Raw genomic sequence first — 16732 nt, 5'->3', positions numbered from 1 at the left:
TAAAATAACAGTATTCTGTTCAGCATGACTCGCATCACTTTCAAGGAGGGGGCGCCATGACAGCAGCACACCCCGTCGACATCACTCAACTAATGCAACGGGGAACGTTATGGCGCGCGGGCCGTGATCCTGCGCGGGACTGGGAGACCTCTCAGGCGGATGCTCTGGTTGTGCCAAGCGGATTCGCGACACTGGATGAGGTGATGGGTGGTGGCTGGCCCCGTGGAGACCTGATGGAGTGGCTGCTTGACCATCCCGGTATCGGTGAAATCCGCCTGCTGGCGCCACTGATGACCCGCAGCCAGCGGATTGTCTTGCTGGATCCCCCTTGGATACCTCATGCCCTGGCACTGCAGGCGGCGGGCATCGGTATCACCAAGATCCATGTCATTCAGACAGGCACCACCAAAGAACGTCTGTGGGCCATGGAACAGGTGGTGAAAAGTGGCTGTTGTGACCTGGTGCTTGGCTGGTTTGGCGCCCTCCAGGGCAGCTGGTTGCGTCGCCTGCAACTGGCGATGGCGGGGGGCACCGGGGTCGGCGTATTGCTGCGCCCTGCATCGCTTGGCCAGCAAGGGTCTGCTGCGCCCTGGCGTTTGCGCCTGGGAGGCAGCGCGAATGGTCGGCTTGAGGTGGAGGCCTTCAAGCGCAAGGGTGCCATACCGGCAAAAACGATCACCTTGGATCTGCCGACCTCGTCCCTGTCACCGGTGAACAGGGGGGCGCCATGAAGGGGTTATGGCTGTGCCTGCATGGTCCTCGCTTTGAGCTTGACGTGGTGGCTCTTGGCGACACGCAGCCCAAGGCGCTGGTATCGGCCAATGGAGAGCGTGTCCAGCAGGTATGCAGCAAGGCCCAGCGTCAAGGAGTGCGGCCCGGCATGACCGTGAGCACGGCGCTCAGCCTGGAGCCTGAGCTGCAATTGTTCGCGGCGGACACGGCCGCATGTCGACAGCGGCTGGAAGGGCTCGCCCTGTGGGTGGGGCGTTTTAGCGCGCGTGTCAGTTTCGAGCCTAGCCTCGGTGGCGAGCCTGCCCGGGGCGTGGTGCTGGAAATTGGCTCGATGCTCCATTACTTCGGTGGTCTTGCCGCGCTGTGGTCCAGGCTGGAGAGCGAGCTGGCCGGTCTGGAGCTCGATCTCGTCTGCGCTACGGGGCATACGCCCTTGGCGGCGGTGCTGCTGGCTCGTGCGGGGGGCGTCCGCCCACACGTTGAGGACCTCGCTGTTCGGGGCACTGATGTTCGGGGCACTGATGTTCGGAGCACTGGTATTCAGAGCCCTGGAGCCGATGTTGATGGCCATCATCGGCGGCTGGGGCAGCTGTCGTTGTCCCAGCTGGCGCTGCCGCGTGCCCAGTTGGCGCGTTTGCAAGGGCTAGGCTTCCAGCGTGTTCGCGATCTGCTGGCTCTGCCGACGGCATCACTGGCTTCGCGACTGGGTCCCGATCTGACCCAATGGCTAAAGCGGCTGACCGGTGCTGTGCCTGACCTGCTGCCCGTCTTTGAGCCGCCACCGCGGCTGGAGCGTGAGCTCGAGTTGAACCATGACATCGAATTGGCGCCTGCGCTGCTGTTCCCCTTGAAGCGACTGCTGATGGAAATGGAGGGCTTTCTGCATGTGCGCTGTGCCAAGGCGCTGTCGCTGCAGCTGACGCTCTATCAGCGGGATGCAGAGCAGCACATCTCGGTGGGACATGCCGGAGGAGAGCAGTCTGCCGATGCCTGGCTCGAGCTATGTCGGTTGCGGCTGGAGCGCTGTGAGCTCAATGCGCCAGTGCGCCGTCTGCGACTTGAGGTCAGCGAATTGACGCAGCAGGAGCAGCCCGCCCAGGACCTGTTCGATACGGCGCCCCCCAGAGAAACGGCCGATGCCCTGTTCAGCCGCCTGCGAACCCGGCTTGGTCAGAACAGTGTCATGCAGCCTCGCTGGCGCGAGGATCATCGCCCTGAGCGAGCCTCGACGCTTGAGCGGTGCAGCCGCGCAGCGGCGCAGGTGTTGACCCAGGGCCCGCGTCCTGCCTGGCTGCTGCCCACCCCGCTGGCCATGTCGTCGGCAGCGCTGTCGCAGCTTGAGTGGCTTGCCGGGCCAGAACGCCTGGCCAGTGGCTGGTGGGACGCCGCCCCGGCCCGGCGGGATTACTACGTCGTGAGATTTGGCGATGCCCGCTGTGGCTGGATCTTCCGTGACCACACCGGGCAATGGTGGCTGCATGGCTGGTTCGGTTGAACACTGCGAGCCCTCATCGGAACACGCTGCCCCACGGATAGCGCCTGCAGCCCATACAGCCTCTGGGGCGCCGCCGCTGGCCTATGCGGAGCTCTATTGTCTGACGAACTTCACCTTTCTCAAGGGGGCCTCTCACCCCCACGAGCTGGTGGAGAAGGCGGCCTGCCTGGGCTATCGCGCGCTGGCTATCACCGATGAATGTTCCGTGTCCGGCGTGGTGCGCGCCTGGGAGGCCGCCCGCGATCTGGATATGACTCTGCTAGTCGGCGCGGAATTTCGTTTTGAGGATCAGGCGGTGGTGGTGCTGGCCGAGAATCGCCAGGGCTATGCGCAACTTTGCCGGATGATCACCCTGGCCCGACGGAGGGCCCCCAAGGGCCATTATCGGTTGGACTGGGAGGAGCTCTCAGGGCTTGAGGATTGCCTGCTGCTGTATGACCCAGCGGGCAGTGATGATCGCTGTGCCTATCGCATGGCCTGGCTGAAGCAGCATTATCCTGGGCGTAGCTGGGTCATGCTGCTGCGCCACTTTGATGCCGGTGAAGAGGTGCGTCATCACCACACCGTCACCATGGCGAAACGTCTTGGGCTGCCCTTGGTCGCTGCCGGTGGGGTGCTGATGCATCAGGCTGCGCGCAAGCGTCTGCAGGACGTGCTGACGGCGCTGCGTCATGGCACCAGCGTGCAGCAGGCGGGCTACCTGCTCGAGCCTAATGCAGAGCGCTGTCTGCGTTCGCTGCCACGCCTGGCCGAGTGCTTTAGCCGTGACATGCTCGATGAGAGCGTGCGCATTGCCGAGCGCTGCCAGTTCGATCTTGGCCAGCTGCGCTATGAATACCCCGAGGAGCTGGTGCCCGAGGGCCATACCCCCATGAGTTGGTTGGTCCACAAGGTGGAGCAGGGACAGGCCAAGCGCTTTCCGGATGGAACGCCTGTCGAGATTGCCGCGCAGATTCAGCACGAGCTGTCGCTGATCGAGCGGATGCAGTATGCCCCCTTCTTCCTGACCATCGAGGATATCGTGGCCTTTGCCCGCGGACAGGGCATCCTGTGTCAGGGCAGGGGATCCGCCGCCAACTCGGTGGTGTGCTATTGCCTGTTCATTACCGAGGTGGATCCACGCCAGGTGCAGTTGCTGTTCGAGCGCTTCATTTCCGAAGAGCGTGACGAGCCGCCGGATATTGATGTCGATTTCGAGCATGAGCGACGTGAGGAAGTGATCCAGTACATCTATCGTCGCTATGGGCGGGAGCGAGCCGGGCTGGCCGCCACGGTGATCAGCTATCGTCCTCGCAGCGCGCTGAAGGACGTGGGTAGGGCGCTAGGGCTTCAGCCCAGCTACCTGAGCTGGCTTGCCAGCCGACTGGATCGACGTGACGGCGAACAGGCGTGGTTGACCGGGTTGCGCATGGAGCTTGCTCAGCCCGTCGCGGTGACGGCATCGTCTTCCCCTGGGGCCGGATCGATCGAGCCGGGCAGCGAGGATGGCGCGCGCAGCCTTCGTCAGCACCTGGTAGAGCTGGTCGAGCAACTGCTGGGCTTTCCACGCCATCTGTCACAGCACGTGGGTGGGTTTGTCATTTCTCGGGGGCCGCTGCATGAATTGGTCCCGGTGGAAAATGCCGCCATGCAGGAGCGCACGCTGATTCAGTGGAACAAGGACGATCTGGAAAGCCTGGGCTTGCTGAAGGTCGACGTGCTGGCGCTGGGCATGTTGACCGCGATACGCAAGACCCTTGGCCTACTGGGCCAGCCACCGAAACACAGCCACGAACCTAAACAGAGCCAGGAACCAAAACACAGCCAGCAACAGGCCCGGCGGGAAAACTGCGACTCGCCATCTGACCATGGCGGTGACCGGGTCATTACCCCCATCGAGGCGCTCGCGGCGATTCCTCGGGAAGATCCGGAGGTCTATCGCATGCTGTCCCGTGGAGACAGCATCGGTGTCTTCCAGGTCGAGAGTCGTGCCCAGATGAACATGTTGCCCAGGCTAAAGCCCCAGAATTACTACGACCTGGTGATCGAGATTGCCATCGTCAGGCCGGGGCCGATCCAGGGCGACATGGTCCACCCGTATCTGCGCCGCCGGGACGGGTTGGAACAGGTCGAGTACCCCAGCGCGGATGTCCGAAAGGTACTCGAGCGAACCCTGGGAGTCCCCATCTTCCAGGAACAGGTCATCAAGCTCGCCATGGTGGCGGCGGGCTATAGCGGTGGCGAGGCTGACCAGCTAAGGCGCGCCATGGCGGCCTGGCGGCGGGCGGGTACCATCGCCGAGCACCAGCACAAGCTGACCGCCGGCCTGCGCGAGCGTGGCTACACCGACGAATTCGCGGCGGCCATCTGTCGCCAGATAGAAGGCTTCGGTCAGTACGGTTTCCCCGAGTCCCACGCGGCCAGCTTCGCCCACCTGGTCTATGTGTCCGCCTGGCTCAAGTGCCATCACCCCGCGGCCTTCTGCTGTGGACTGCTCAATAGTCAGCCCATGGGCTTCTATTCGCCGTCTCAACTGTTGCAGGACGCTCAGCGCCATGGGGTTCAGGTGAGGCCGGTAGACCTGCTGCAAAGCCGCTGGGAGTCGACGCTGGAGGTCGATGATGAGGCTCCCCCTGAGGCAGCGGACGCGCCAGGGCATCCCGCAGGGCCAGCGGTGCGGTTGGGGTTGCATCTGGTGAAGGGGCTCAGCAGGGAGGCAGTGCTGGCGCTTCTGGAGGAGCGTGACCGATCCCCCTTTACCCGTCTTGCCGATGTGCGCCGACGTGTATCGATTCGCTCACAGGACTGGGAGGCGCTGGCCTCTGCGGGTGCCCTGGCCGGTCTGTCGGGACACCGCTATCAGGCCCGCTGGGATCTGCTGGCGCCTCAGCCAGGCCTGGCCCTGGGGGACACCGAGCTGCTCGATGACGACAGCACGGCGTTGATGCCGCCCCTTGAGCAAGATGACCTTGAGGCGGACTATCGTCACCTCGGGCTCAGTCTTGGGCGCCATCCCATGGCGCTGCTGCGTGAGTCCACGGCGGGGCAACGCCATGGGCTCGATGGCTGTCTGACCGCCCAGCAGCTGTTGACCGTGGATCACGGCTGCCTGGTTCAGGTGGCTGGGCTCGTGACCACGCGGCAGCGGCCCGGTACGGCCTCTGGTGTCACCTTTGTGACCCTCGAGGACGATAGCGGCAATATCAATGTGGTGGTGTGGCGAGACACCGCCAAGGCTCAACGTCAGGCGTTACTCAATGCACAGGTACTGAGAGTGACCGGCCACCTGGAGCGAGAGGGGAGTGTGGTGCATGTGATCGCTGGCCGCCTGGAGGATATCGGCGCCTGGTGGAAGGCGCTGAGCGTGACGTCGCGGGATTTTCGTTAGTCGCTGTCTCGCTCTGGCGCTACCAAAAACGGCACCGAGGCGTACCTCGGTGCCGTTCTGCTCATCGTGCTGGCCGGGCCTGCGTTTCGACACCAGCGAGTGGTGGCGGGCCCCGCTCAGCTCAGCTCAGCCCAGACCCAAGCGTATAGCGCCTGGATCAGACGTTGAAGCGGAAGTGCACCACGTCACCGTCTTTCAGCACGTAGTCCTTGCCTTCCAGGCGCCACTTGCCGGCGTCCTTCGCACCCTGCTCACCGTTGAGGCTGACAAAGTCTTCGTAGGCCACGACTTCGGCGCGGATGAAGCCTTTCTGAAAATCGGTATGAATGACGCCAGCGCCTTCCGGGGCCGTCGCGCCGACCTTGACGGTCCAGGCACGCACTTCCTTCACACCCGCCGTGAAGTAGGTCTGCAGACCCAGCAGCGCGTAGCCAGCGCGAATCACGCGATCGAGGCCGGGCTCTTCCATGCCCATCTCGGCCAGGAACATCTCGCGTTCCTCGTCGTCGAGTTCGGCGATCTCCGCCTCGAGCTGGTTGCACACAGGCACCACTACCGCGCCTTCCGCCTCGGCAATACCCTTCACCACGTCGAGGTAAGGATTGTTGTCGAATCCATCCTCGTTGACGTTGGCGATGTACATGGTGGGCTTTAGCGTCAGGAAACCAAAGCTCTTGATCTGCTTCTTCTCGTCGTCAGAGAGATCGAAGCTGCGCAGCGGCTGGCCTTCTGCCAGGTGAGGCTGGATGCGGTCGAGCACCGCCTTGGTGGCGATGGCGTCCTTGTCGCCGCCCTTGACCACGCGAACCAGGCGCTGGATGGCCTTTTCCACGGTATCCAGGTCGGCCAGGGCCAGTTCCAGGTTGATGGTCTCGATATCCGCCGCCGGATCGACCTGGTTGGCCACGTGGATGACGTTGTCGTTGTCGAAGCAGCGCACCACGTGGGCGATGGCCTGGGTCTCACGGATATTGGCGAGGAACTGGTTGCCGAGGCCTTCACCCTTGGACGCGCCGGCGACCAGGCCGGCAATATCCACGAATTCCATGGTGGTCGGTACGACCTTCTCCGGCTTGACGATCTCCGCCAGCTTATCGAGACGCGGATCCGGCATCGGCACGATGCCGACATTGGGCTCGATGGTGCAGAACGGGAAGTTCTCGGCGTCGATGCCGGACTTGGTCAGGGCGTTGAAGAGGGTGGACTTGCCGACATTGGGCAGGCCAACGATGCCGCAGTTGAATCCCATGGGTGATTCCTGAAAGAAGGTGAAGGAAGTCGAGTCATCGCAGAAAGCGCATCAGTGTATGACGTCGAGTGGCAGAGTGACAGCCTGTCTCGACCCGCTGAGCGCTGCCGCGGGAGTCTGTCGTCAGGCCGAATGGCTGTGCAGGCGATTCATCGCCTTGGCCCAGTCGCCCGCCAGGGCCTGAGGCAGTGTCGCCAGGCACTCGATCAGCGCGCCGTCGATCGCCTCTCGCTCGCTCTTGCCGGGACGACCAAGCACGTAGTTGGTGACCAGATTGGCGCTGCCCGGATGGCCGATGCCGATGCGCGCACGATGGAACGACTTGTCATTTCCCAGTGCGCTGATGATGTCGCGCAGGCCGTTGTGTCCACCGTGGCCGCCGCCCTGCTTGTAGCGGGCGCTGCCAGGGGGCAGGTCGAGTTCATCATGGGCGACGAGCATCTCGTCAGGGGCCAGCTTGAAGAAGTTGGCAAGGGCGGCGACGGCGGCGCCGGAGCGATTCATGTAGGTCGTCGGTACCAGCAGGTGCAGGTCTTGTCCTTCCACAAAGGCCTTGGCATAAAGCCCAAGAAACTTCTTTTCCGGGCGTAGCTCGGCAGACGCCTGGCGGGCCACTTCCTCTACCAGCCATGCGCCAGCGTTGTGGCGGGTCGCCTCATACTGGGCGCCGGGATTGGCCAGGCCAATCAGTGCCTTGATCCGTGTCATGCTCATGTCTCCGGCCGCGGTGCGGGCAAGCGCTTTGCTCAGGGCCTCGGCGGCGCGACGCTGGGCAAAGCGATCGATGAAAACGAAAAGGGCCACCGCAGTGGCCCTTGAATCAAGCGGACAGGGATTACTCCTTGTCGCCTTCTTCGCCTTCGTTCTTCGCTTCCTCGGCAGCGTCGGCGCTGGCATCAGCGGCGGCAGCTTCGTCCTCGGCAGCTTCTTCGTCGGACTGCATGGCCTTGGCCTTGGTCACGTTGACGATGGCCTGGTCATGGTCTTCGCCGTAGGTCAGCTCGACGATGGTGACGCCAGCCGGCGCCTTCAGGTCGGACAGGTGCAGAGTGCTGCCCAGCTCCAGGCCGGAGATGTCGACTTCGAGGTAGTCGGGCAGATCTTTCGGCAGGCAGCTGATTTCAACGTCGTTGGCCAGCTGGTGCAGTTCACCGTCCTGCTCCTTGAGCGCCTTGGACTCGTCCTGACCGACCACGTGCAGCGGTACGCGCATGGTGATCTCGTGAGTCGCATCGACACGCAGGAAGTCAGCGTGGGTCACCAGCGGCTTGTACGGGTGACGCTGGAGGTCACGCACGACAACCTGCTGGGCCTTGCCATCTACCTCAAGGGTGATGACGGAGGAGAAGAAGGCTTCTTCTTCCAGGGCCTTGTAGAAGGCGGTCTTGTCCACAGCGATGGGCTGCGGCGTCTTCTCGCCACCGTAGATGATGGCAGGCACTTGCTGGTTCGCACGACGCAGGCGGCGGCTCGCACCTTTCCCCAGGTCGTTACGAACGTTGGCGGTAAGTTTGTAGTCAGACATGGATTTGCCTCTTGGCTAAAAGTAAGGAAGCCACCGAGCCCGCGACCAGACCTCGATGGTTCCAGGTGCCCCGGAGACCGGGGCGCGTTACCCGCGCAATGTGCTGGCCTTTCGCAGGCTCAGTGGAACATCGCGCTGACGGATTCTTCATTGCTGACACGGCGAATCGCTTCCGCAATCAGGCCGGCCACGCTCAGCTGGCGAATACGCCCGCTGCGACGAGCGGTTTCGGACAGCGGGATGGTGTCTGCCACCACGACCTCGTCCAGAACCGACTCGGAAATGTTGTCCACCGCAGGGCCAGACAGGATCGGGTGGGTGGCATAGGCCACCACACGGCGCGCGCCGTGATCCTTGAGGGCCTCACCGGCCTTGCACAGGGTGCCAGCGGTGTCGATCATGTCGTCCACGACCACACAGGTGCGGTCTTGAATATCACCGATGATATGCATCACCTGGGCCTGGTTGGCCTGGGGACGACGCTTGTCGATGATCGCCAGATCAGCGTTCAGCTGCTTGGCGATGGCACGTGCACGGACAACGCCGCCAACGTCGGGGGAGACCACTACCAGATCGTCGTAGTTCTGGCGCTCGATGTCGTCGAGCAGGATCGGTGAACCGTAGACGTTGTCGACCGGAACATCGAAGAAGCCCTGGATCTGATCGGCGTGCAGGTCCATGGTCATCACCCGGTCAACGCCCGCCTTGACCATCATGTCGGCGACGATCTTGGCCGAGATCGGTACACGGGCAGAGCGCACGCGGCGATCCTGGCGGGCATAGCCGAAGTAGGGCACCACTGCCGTGATACGGGTAGCGGAGGCCCGGCGCAGGGCATCAACCATCAGGATCAGTTCCATCAGGTTGTCGTTGGTCGGTGCACAGGTGGACTGCAGGACAAAGACATCCTTGCCGCGCACGTTCTCGTTGATCTCGACCGCGACCTCTCCGTCGCTGAACTGACCGACCGTGGCATTGCCAAGCCGGCTGTCCAGGCTCTCGGCGACCTTACGGGCGAGTTCGGGGTTGGCATTCCCGGCGAAAACCATCAATTTTGACACGCGCAGCCACCTTTGCTGTGTTGGGTCTTCAGTGTGAGTCTGGGGGAGTGAGTCCAGGACTCAGAAGGAAGTTGGCTGGGGTAGGAGGATTCGAACCTCCGCATGCCGATACCAAAAACCGGTGCCTTACCGCTTGGCGATACCCCAGCAATAACGTCCTGCCTCAATCATCGGGCAGGGCGTCGAGGAGAGGCGATCGATTCAGGCCCTTGGCCTTGAAGGCGTGCCAGTCCGGTTGCTGCTGCTCTATTGCTTCAAGCAGCGCCACCGCGTCGGCTTCCGACGTCAGACGGGCAAAAACACATGCTCCGGTACCCGTCAACATCGACGGCGCCCGGGTGTTCAGCCAGTCCAAGGCACGAGCCACGTCAGGATAGCGCTGCCTGACAGTGTCTTCGCAATCGTTGCGCCAGCTCGACGCTCCCCCCTTGAGTGCGCGCGCCATGGTAATGGCGGGGGTGTTCCGTGTCAATTCTGGCGCAGTGAAGACGGCGGGGGTCGATACGCTGATACCGGGGTGCACGACCACAAACCAGGGGGTATCGAGGTTCGCCGGGGTCAGGCGCTCACCGATGCCCTCGGCCCAGGCGGCGTGGGCGTTGACGAAGACCGGAACGTCGGCGCCGAGGCTGAGCCCAAGCTCAGCCAGCTGCGGGCGAGGGATGCCCAGACCCCATAGATGGTTGAGTCCTGCCAGCACGCTGGCAGCATCGCTGCTCCCGCCGCCCAGGCCACCCCCCATGGGCAGCCGCTTGGTCACCGAGAGCGTAGCGCCGAGGTGGCAGCCGCTGGTCTGTTGCAGCAGCCTGGCGGCGCGCCACACCAGGTTGTCCTGGGGAGCAACGCCGTCGAGGGCAGCGTCCAGCACCAGCTGGCCATCCTCGCGCAGCTCGATGGTAATGTCGTCGCCATGGTCGAGGAACTGGAACAGCGTCTGCAGCTCGTGATAGCCGTCGGCTCGACGGCCGACGATATGCAGCATGCGGTTTAGCTTCGCCGGGGCGGGCAAGGTCAGCCGCGCTGCGGCGGTGGGTGGCTGGGGCATGGCCATGTTGCCTTTACTGGTCGTGCCGTCGAGCAGCCGCGGCTGCTCGAATGACTGCTGGAATGACTGCCCACATGACTGCCCTAGTGACAGGCCGAGCGATGGCGTGGGTGATGGCGTGGGTGATGGTTTGCGTCATGGCTTAAGCAAAGGTGCGCGTCATTCTTCGAGCGGTTGCCACTGATTGACCACCAGGGTGGCGCGCAGGTCGTCGTAGGTCATGACCAGTCGGCGCGGCAGCCAGGTACCAGACACATCTTCCCAACCACGATAGTCAATCTCCCAGCCGTCCTGTTCCAGGGTGGCCGGAAAGCCGAGCTCATCTTCTGTCATGCGGTGGTCGCTGTTGTCGGCGGGCAGTCCTCTTACCCAGTCGGTCAGACTGGACACCGGCAGTGACCAGCCCAGGCGCTGTTCCATCAGGGCTTCCGGGCTGTCGGCCTCGAAGCGCCCTTCGCTGGTCGTCAACGAGACGCGGCCGTCACGGCCTTCCAGGGTGCTGCGACCGGCGCCCATCGGTCCCGTCACCAGCAGGCGGTAGTGGTAGGGCGTCTGGCGCCAGTCCAGGTTGGCGCTGGTGGAGTCTTCAGGGGTGCGCAGTCCCACCTTGCCGGTCAGGTTCCAGGCGGTAAAGGCTTCCACCTGGGACAGCTGCGCTTCCCAGTCGCCGGCTTCGCGCTCGGTGCGCGGCTCGGTCACGCTCTGGGAGGTGGCGCAGCCAGCCAATAAAGAAAGGCTAAGGGCGATAGCGGGAAGTCGTAGAGAAGGCATCATCGCGGGGTCCTTGCGGGTCATCGGGAGACACACTATGAGAATAAAGGTAGAGCGTTGCGGGGGAGGGCGGTCACCTACCCGGCAGACGCCTGGTACTGTCAGGGGCAATTTCTGGCCGTCGATCCAGCAGGTCGACAATCAGCGGGCGCTCCTCGAAGCGTTCCTGCGCCTGCTTGAGCAGGTCGCGGGCGCGTTCGCGCTCGCCAAGATCCCACAGCACCTCAATCAGGTGGGCCGCCACTTCCTGGTCCGGAATCTGGCGCCAGGCCTGTTCAATCCAGGGTAGCGCGACCTCAGGTTTGCCTTCGCGATAGGCGATCCAGCCCAGGCTGTCGAGAATCGCCGGATTGTCCGGCGACAGGTCGTAGGCGCGCTGAATCAGTCGTCTTGCCTCGGCGAAGTCATCAGGATCGCCTGCATCTGCCAGGGTGTAGCCAAGGGCATTGAGGGCGACCGCATTGTCCGGCTGCTGTTCGACCAGAGTGCGTAGATCCTGTTCCGAGGTGTCCATGTCTCCCTCGGTCCAGGCGCGCATGGCGCGGAAGTAGCGCAGGTCGCCGTCTTCCGGTGTGCGGGTCAGTTCGCGGTTGAGCAATGTCTCGGCCTGGGCATTCATGCCCTGCTGGTCGAGCAGCTGGACTTCGGTGACCACCAGGCCGGTATAGGCCTCATCGTGGCGCAGGCGTTCGACCCGCAGGAAAGCGCGTGCATCCAGCAGTCGATCGGCCTCGATCAGCATGCTGGCCGCCCGCTGACGGGACAGCAGGAAGTCGGGCCCAGAGGGAACTCGCCGGTAGTACAGCAGGGCGTTATCGACGTCGCCTTCCTGCTCGGCGATGCTGCCGAGTAATAAATAGAGGGCGCTGGGCGCCTGGGGGTCATCGACCAGCGGCAGCAGCAGACGTCGGGCCGGCGCGCGATGGCCTTCTTCCAGGTAGAGCTGGGCCAGGCCGACCCGCAGCAGCGGATTGTCGCCGCGGGTATCCAGCAGCGTGTCGGTGTTCCCCTCGGCCGAGGTCAGGTTGCCCAGACGGATGTCGGCTCGCGCCATAAGAAGAAGGAAGCGAGGATCTTCCGGTGATTGGTCAAGGCCGCGGCGTGCGGTGCTGCGAGCCTGCTGGTAGCGGCCTGCATCCAGAGCGATGCGTGATTCCGCCAGCAGTCCCTGGGTGCTGTTACGGCTGCTGGCATCGAGTGCGGCAATTCGCCGCTGTGCCGCGTCGTGGTTGCCCGAGGCGGAATCGGTCAGGGCCAAGGCCAGCTGCAGGTCGTCCCGTTGGCGCGCGTCGCGCTGACCGGTGGTCAACGCCTCGTTCAATTGTGCCGCCAGCGCCTGAGGATCGGCGCCGCTGGATAGGGCGGTGTCGACGAAGCGGGTAATGTCGTCTTCCCCGGGGGCGATCAGCCGCTGCTGCAGCGCTTCTGTCCAGTTGCCGCGGCTGCCCGCCAGGTTGCCGAGAATCTGAGCCGCCACTGGGGCTTCTGGCGAGACTGACTGCCACTGGCGCGCTGCGCGTTCGATCAAGGCGGTATCGTCGGTAAAGCGTGCCGCCAGGGTGGCGCGCTCGACCAGGGCCGGCGAGCGATAGCGTTCGGCGGCGGCCAGATAGCCTTCGGTGGCTCGACGATAGTCGCCGCGCTGGCCAGCCATCTCCGCGATCAACAGGGTCGACAGGCCCTCGGCGTCGAGCCCCCGGGTGATCGGGGGAGCGCCCGCCATCGGGTCGTCGGATGCCATGTCATAGGCGCTGCCGCTGGGGCTATAGGAGACGCTTTGGCAGCCGGCAAGCCACGTTGTCAGCGACAGGGCAAGCAGGGTGCGGACTGGCATTCCTTGGCGCGCGTTCGAAGGCATTGAGGCATCATCTTTTCCATCAGGAATCCCAGCATAACGGCTTGGCGTCTCTTGGCAAAGGTCAATACCTTAAGGCGGCGACAAGGGAGCGAGCTCGCCACACCCTATGGTAGGATAGGGCGCCTTGCAGGAGTGGTTCACTGGACCACCCCAGACACCCGCTGATGAAGACGTCGAACGCATGACCCTGCTCGCCCTTGGCATCAATCATCGAACCGCCGCCATCGAGGTGCGCGAAAAGGTGGCTTTTGGCCCCTCGCAGCTGACGCTGGCGCTCAACGAGCTGCGCGCGCTGCCTGGTGTGCACGAAGCGGCGGTGCTGTCGACCTGTAACCGTACCGAGCTGTACTGCGTCACTGATGCTCGCGGCGAGTCCGACGTACTTGATTGGCTCAGCCGATTTCACGCTCTACCCCGAGAAGAGCTGTTGCACTGCGCCTACCATTATCTGGATGGGGATGCCGCCCGACACCTGATGCGTGTGGCGGTAGGTCTCGATTCCATGGTGCTGGGTGAGCCTCAGATTCTGGGGCAGATCAAGGACGCCTATCAGGCGGCGCGCGAGGCGCAGGGGCTGGGGGGAGAGCTCGAGCGACTGTTTCAACATACCTTTGCCGTCGCCAAGCAGGTGCGTACCGAGACGGCCATCGGTGAGAACCCGGTGTCGGTGGCGTATGCCGCCGTCAGTCTGGCCAGTCGCATTTTCGATGATTTCGGTCGCGCCCGAGCGCTGCTGATCGGGGCGGGCGAGACCATCGAGCTGGTGGCCCGCCATCTGCATGAGGCGGGGGTGCAGCAGTTGACCGTGGCCAATCGCACCCGCGAGCGCGCCAGCGTGCTGGCCGGTGCCCTGGGTGGCACCGCCATCAGCCTCGATGAAATTCCTGAAGCGCTGGAACATGCCGACATCGTGATCTCTTCCACGGCGGCGCCGCTGCCGATACTGGGCAAGGGGATGGTTGAGCGGGCGCTGAAGCGTCGCCGTCATCGCCCCGTGTTCATGGTGGACATCGCGGTGCCGAGGGACATTGAGCCCGAGGTGGGGGACCTGTCCGATATCTTCCTTTATACCGTCGATGACCTGCAGGAGGTCATCGAGGAAAATCGCCGCCACCGCCAGGTGGCCGCGGATCAGGCAGAATCGCTGATCGAGCATGGCGTTACCCACTGGCACAAGGAGCGCCGCGTTCGTGGCGCCGGTGAAGTGATTCGTGACGTGCGTGCCAAGGGCGAGGCGCTGCGCGACGAGGCCCAGGCTCAGGCCCTGGAGCGGCTGGCCAAGGGGGAAGACCCTGAGGCCGTGGTTCGGCGGCTGGCCCACCAGTTGACCAATCGTCTGTTGCACCAGCCGACCCTGGCGCTGCGAGGCGCCGCGGCCGACGAGCGCCAGGAGCTGATGGATGCTGCTGTGGAGCTGCTGCTGGGCGAGTCCCATTCGCCGGGCTGATGCGCTCAGCACGGCCTGCGGCGGTCGGGTGTGCTGCTCCCTCTTACATGATTTCAAGGAATAACCGATGAAAGCTTCCCTGCGTGAGCGCCTCGATGCCTTCGTCGACCGCTTCGAGGAACTCTCTGCCCTGCTGGCAGAGCCCGATGTGATCAGCGACCAGGCTCGCTTTCGTGACTACTCTCGTGAATACGCTGAGCTTGAGCCTCTGGTAGAGGCCTGGCAGCGCTATCGCAGCATCGAAGAGGATGTGGCCACTGCCGAGCAGATGGCCGAGGACGCCGACGCCGATATGCGTGAGCTGGCTCAGCTGGAGCGCGAAGAAGGGCTTGAGCGACTCGAGGCGCTCGAGGTCGAGTTGAAGCAGCTGCTGGTGCCCAAGGACCCTGATGATGGACGTAACGTCTTTCTCGAGGTGCGTGCCGGCACCGGCGGTGACGAAGCGGCGCTGTTTGCCGGTGACCTGTTTCGCATGTACTCCCGCTACGCCGAAAACCAGGGGTGGAAGGTCGAAGTGGTCAGCGCTAGCCACGGTGAGCAGGGCGGTTACAAGGAAATCATTTCGCGGGTCAAGGGCGAGGGGGTCTATGCACGGCTCAAGTTTGAGTCCGGGGCCCACCGCGTTCAGCGAGTTCCCGCCACCGAGTCCCAGGGGCGTATCCATACCTCGGCGTGCACCGTCGCGGTGATGCCGGAGGCGGACGAGGTCTCCGATATCGATATCAACCCTGCCGATCTTCGCGTCGATACCTTTCGTTCCAGCGGTGCGGGTGGTCAGCACGTCAACACCACCGACTCTGCCATCCGTATCACCCACCTGCCCACCGGCGTGGTCGTGGAATGTCAGGAAGAGCGCAGTCAGCACAAGAATCGCGCCAAGGCGATGTCACTGCTGGCCGCCAGGCTCAAGCAATCCGCCCAGGACAGTCAGCGGCAGGAGCAGGCCGATGCCCGCCGTTCGCTGGTCGGGTCGGGGGATCGCAGTGAGCGCATCCGCACCTATAACTTCCCCCAGGGGCGGGTGACCGACCACCGCATCAACCTGACGCTCTACAAGCTCGGTGAGGTGGTGTCAGGTGAAGGGCTGGATGAGGTGATTCAGCCGCTGATCCATGAGTATCAGGCGGAACAGCTGGCAGCGCTGCAGCAGGAGCATTGATGCGCATCGACCTGTTGCTGGGCCGCGCGGGCGCGAGGCTAGCTTCCGCTGGCAGCCCCACTGCGCGGCTGGATGCGGAAGTGCTGGCGATGAAGGTGCTCGGGGTCGATCGCACCTGGCTCTACACCTGGGGCGACCGCCCCATGGATCCGCTGGCAAGGGCGCGCTTCGAGGCTCTGGTCGCTGCCCGCGCCCAGGGCACCCCGGTGGCCTACCTGACCGGCGAGCGAGAGTTCTGGGGACTGACGCTGGAGACGGCGCCAAGTACGCTGATCCCCCGTCCCGACACCGAAACCCTGGTCACGGCGGCGCTGGAAAAGGCGCAGGCTGACGTCGGCCGTTTTCTCGACCTGGGCACCGGTACCGGGGCTATCGCCCTGGCGGTTGCCAGCGAGCGCCCGGCCTGGCATGTCACCGCGGTAGACCTGTCTGTGGATGCCGTGGCGCTGGCGCGGCGCAATGCGCGTCGTCATGGACTGCAGGTCCGCGTTCAGCAGAGCGACTGGTTTACGGCTGTCGCGGGTGAGCGCTTTGATCTGATTGCCTCCAATCCTCCCTATATTGATCCGGATGACCCTCATCTGGACCTGGGAGACGTGCGCTATGAACCGGCTTCGGCGCTGGTGGCCGCCGACCGAGGATTAGCGGACCTCTTTACCATTGCCGACCAGGCGCGAGAGCACCTCACGGTTGGAGGCTGGTTGATGATGGAGCACGGCTTCGACCAGGCGACGGCGGTGCGCGACCAGTTGATCGCACTGGGCTATGCCAATGCCAGCAGTCTTCGGGATCTGGCGGGACACTCGCGAGTGACGCTTGGGCAGTGGTTGCCATAGCTCTCCGCCCTGCTTGGACCCAGCGGCAGGACAGGCGCGAATGACGGCGGTTTCCACGGGGATAGTGGTGCGCTGAAGCGGCCGCTGCGTTGAACCTCGGGGTGGAGTCCGTCAGAGGGCTGTGATACTGATAATCAGAAAAATACGTTGCCACCGCGCGGCGGGGCGCGAGAGATTGTTGTGAAAT

The 16732-nt window shown here is 63.9% G+C and carries 13 protein-coding genes and 1 tRNA gene; 6 read left to right on the top strand and 8 right to left on the bottom strand.

What is annotated here, in order from left to right:
• The first annotated feature begins 56 nt into the window (after positions 1-56).
• The 3 genes from imuA to KUV72_RS12935 are packed head-to-tail and all read left to right on the top strand — an operon-like array spanning position 57 to position 5594.
• Positions 57-731 carry a translesion DNA synthesis-associated protein ImuA gene (gene imuA, locus KUV72_RS12945; protein ID WP_222238686.1) on the top strand — a complete coding sequence of 225 codons (675 nt, stop codon included), beginning with the start codon at positions 57-59 and terminating at the stop codon, positions 729-731.
• A complete protein-coding gene (locus KUV72_RS12940; RefSeq protein ID WP_222238685.1) occupies positions 728-2227 on the top strand; it encodes a Y-family DNA polymerase in 1500 nt (499 codons plus the stop codon). Before imuA ends, KUV72_RS12940 begins: the two co-directional genes overlap by 4 nt.
• The gene (locus tag KUV72_RS12935; protein ID WP_222238684.1) at positions 2211-5594 is read left to right on the top strand and encodes an error-prone DNA polymerase; all 3384 of its coding nucleotides are present in this window, start codon (positions 2211-2213) and stop codon (positions 5592-5594) included. Before KUV72_RS12940 ends, KUV72_RS12935 begins: the two co-directional genes overlap by 17 nt.
• A gap of 157 nt (positions 5595-5751) precedes the next feature.
• On the opposite strand, the gene ychF is transcribed toward KUV72_RS12935, so the two are convergent.
• From ychF to KUV72_RS12895, 8 genes are all read right to left on the bottom strand, one after another.
• Positions 5752-6843, bottom strand: a complete 1092-nt coding sequence (gene ychF / locus KUV72_RS12930; RefSeq protein WP_206943415.1) for a redox-regulated ATPase YchF — start codon at positions 6841-6843, stop codon at positions 5752-5754.
• 123 nt (positions 6844-6966) lie between these two features.
• Entirely contained in the window at positions 6967-7551 is a 585-nt protein-coding gene (gene pth / locus KUV72_RS12925) for an aminoacyl-tRNA hydrolase (protein WP_206943628.1), read from the bottom strand.
• Positions 7552-7678: 127 nt separating this feature from the next.
• On the bottom strand, positions 7679-8368 hold the full coding sequence (locus KUV72_RS12920; protein ID WP_222163545.1) for a 50S ribosomal protein L25/general stress protein Ctc: 690 nt from the start codon (positions 8366-8368) through the stop codon (positions 7679-7681).
• A gap of 119 nt (positions 8369-8487) precedes the next feature.
• Entirely contained in the window at positions 8488-9429 is a 942-nt protein-coding gene (locus KUV72_RS12915) for a ribose-phosphate pyrophosphokinase (RefSeq protein ID WP_206943411.1), read from the bottom strand.
• A 72-nt stretch (positions 9430-9501) separates the two neighbouring features.
• Positions 9502-9576: transfer RNA gene (locus tag KUV72_RS12910), tRNA-Gln, on the bottom strand.
• A 16-nt stretch (positions 9577-9592) separates the two neighbouring features.
• Complete coding sequence (ispE, locus tag KUV72_RS12905) at positions 9593-10474, bottom strand: 4-(cytidine 5'-diphospho)-2-C-methyl-D-erythritol kinase (protein WP_222238683.1); 882 nt, start codon at positions 10472-10474, stop codon at positions 9593-9595.
• A 159-nt stretch (positions 10475-10633) separates the two neighbouring features.
• Positions 10634-11248: a lipoprotein insertase outer membrane protein LolB gene (gene lolB, locus KUV72_RS12900; protein ID WP_224852063.1), complete on the bottom strand. Its 615-nt coding sequence runs from the start codon at positions 11246-11248 to the stop codon at positions 10634-10636.
• A gap of 70 nt (positions 11249-11318) precedes the next feature.
• Positions 11319-13103 carry a tetratricopeptide repeat protein gene (locus KUV72_RS12895; protein WP_261317481.1) on the bottom strand — a complete coding sequence of 595 codons (1785 nt, stop codon included), beginning with the start codon at positions 13101-13103 and terminating at the stop codon, positions 11319-11321.
• Between the two features lie 181 nt (positions 13104-13284).
• On the opposite strand from KUV72_RS12895, the gene hemA reads away from it, so the two are divergent.
• The 3 genes from hemA (at position 13285) to prmC (ending at position 16545) form a co-directional block, all read left to right on the top strand.
• Entirely contained in the window at positions 13285-14550 is a 1266-nt protein-coding gene (hemA, locus tag KUV72_RS12890) for a glutamyl-tRNA reductase (protein WP_222163703.1), read from the top strand.
• Positions 14551-14617: 67 nt separating this feature from the next.
• Positions 14618-15709, top strand: a complete 1092-nt coding sequence (gene prfA, locus KUV72_RS12885; RefSeq protein ID WP_206943402.1) for a peptide chain release factor 1 — start codon at positions 14618-14620, stop codon at positions 15707-15709.
• On the top strand, positions 15709-16545 hold the full coding sequence (prmC, locus tag KUV72_RS12880) for a peptide chain release factor N(5)-glutamine methyltransferase (RefSeq protein ID WP_222238682.1): 837 nt from the start codon (positions 15709-15711) through the stop codon (positions 16543-16545). The genes prfA and prmC overlap by 1 nt, the downstream gene beginning before the upstream one ends.
• Positions 16546-16732 lie beyond the last annotated feature (187 nt).

The sequence above is a fragment of the Halomonas sp. DP4Y7-1 genome, from assembly GCF_019800705.1.
Classification (GTDB): Bacteria; Pseudomonadota; Gammaproteobacteria; order Pseudomonadales; family Halomonadaceae; genus Halomonas; species Halomonas litopenaei_A.
The sequence above is the reverse complement of the archived record's forward strand: the minus strand, read 5'-3'. Positions and strand labels throughout refer to the sequence as shown.

Bases quoted from the DNA above. Each gene is read 5' to 3' on its own strand.
- KUV72_RS12895 (WP_261317481.1), bottom strand. From the start codon at position 13,103: ATGCCTTCGAACGCGCGCCAAGGAATGCCAGTCCGCACCCTGCTTGCC.
- ychF (WP_206943415.1), bottom strand. From the start codon at position 6,843: ATGGGATTCAACTGCGGCATCGTTGGCCTGCCCAATGTCGGCAAGTCC.
- hemA (WP_222163703.1), top strand. From the start codon at position 13,285: ATGACCCTGCTCGCCCTTGGCATCAATCATCGAACCGCCGCCATCGAG.
- prfA (WP_206943402.1), top strand. From the start codon at position 14,618: ATGAAAGCTTCCCTGCGTGAGCGCCTCGATGCCTTCGTCGACCGCTTC.
- imuA (WP_222238686.1), top strand. From the start codon at position 57: ATGACAGCAGCACACCCCGTCGACATCACTCAACTAATGCAACGGGGA.
- pth (WP_206943628.1), bottom strand. From the start codon at position 7,551: ATGACACGGATCAAGGCACTGATTGGCCTGGCCAATCCCGGCGCCCAG.
- KUV72_RS12940 (WP_222238685.1), top strand. From the start codon at position 728: ATGAAGGGGTTATGGCTGTGCCTGCATGGTCCTCGCTTTGAGCTTGAC.
- prmC (WP_222238682.1), top strand. From the start codon at position 15,709: ATGCGCATCGACCTGTTGCTGGGCCGCGCGGGCGCGAGGCTAGCTTCC.
- KUV72_RS12935 (WP_222238684.1), top strand. From the start codon at position 2,211: ATGGCTGGTTCGGTTGAACACTGCGAGCCCTCATCGGAACACGCTGCC.
- ispE (WP_222238683.1), bottom strand. From the start codon at position 10,474: ATGCCCCAGCCACCCACCGCCGCAGCGCGGCTGACCTTGCCCGCCCCG.
- lolB (WP_224852063.1), bottom strand. From the start codon at position 11,248: ATGATGCCTTCTCTACGACTTCCCGCTATCGCCCTTAGCCTTTCTTTA.
- KUV72_RS12920 (WP_222163545.1), bottom strand. From the start codon at position 8,368: ATGTCTGACTACAAACTTACCGCCAACGTTCGTAACGACCTGGGGAAA.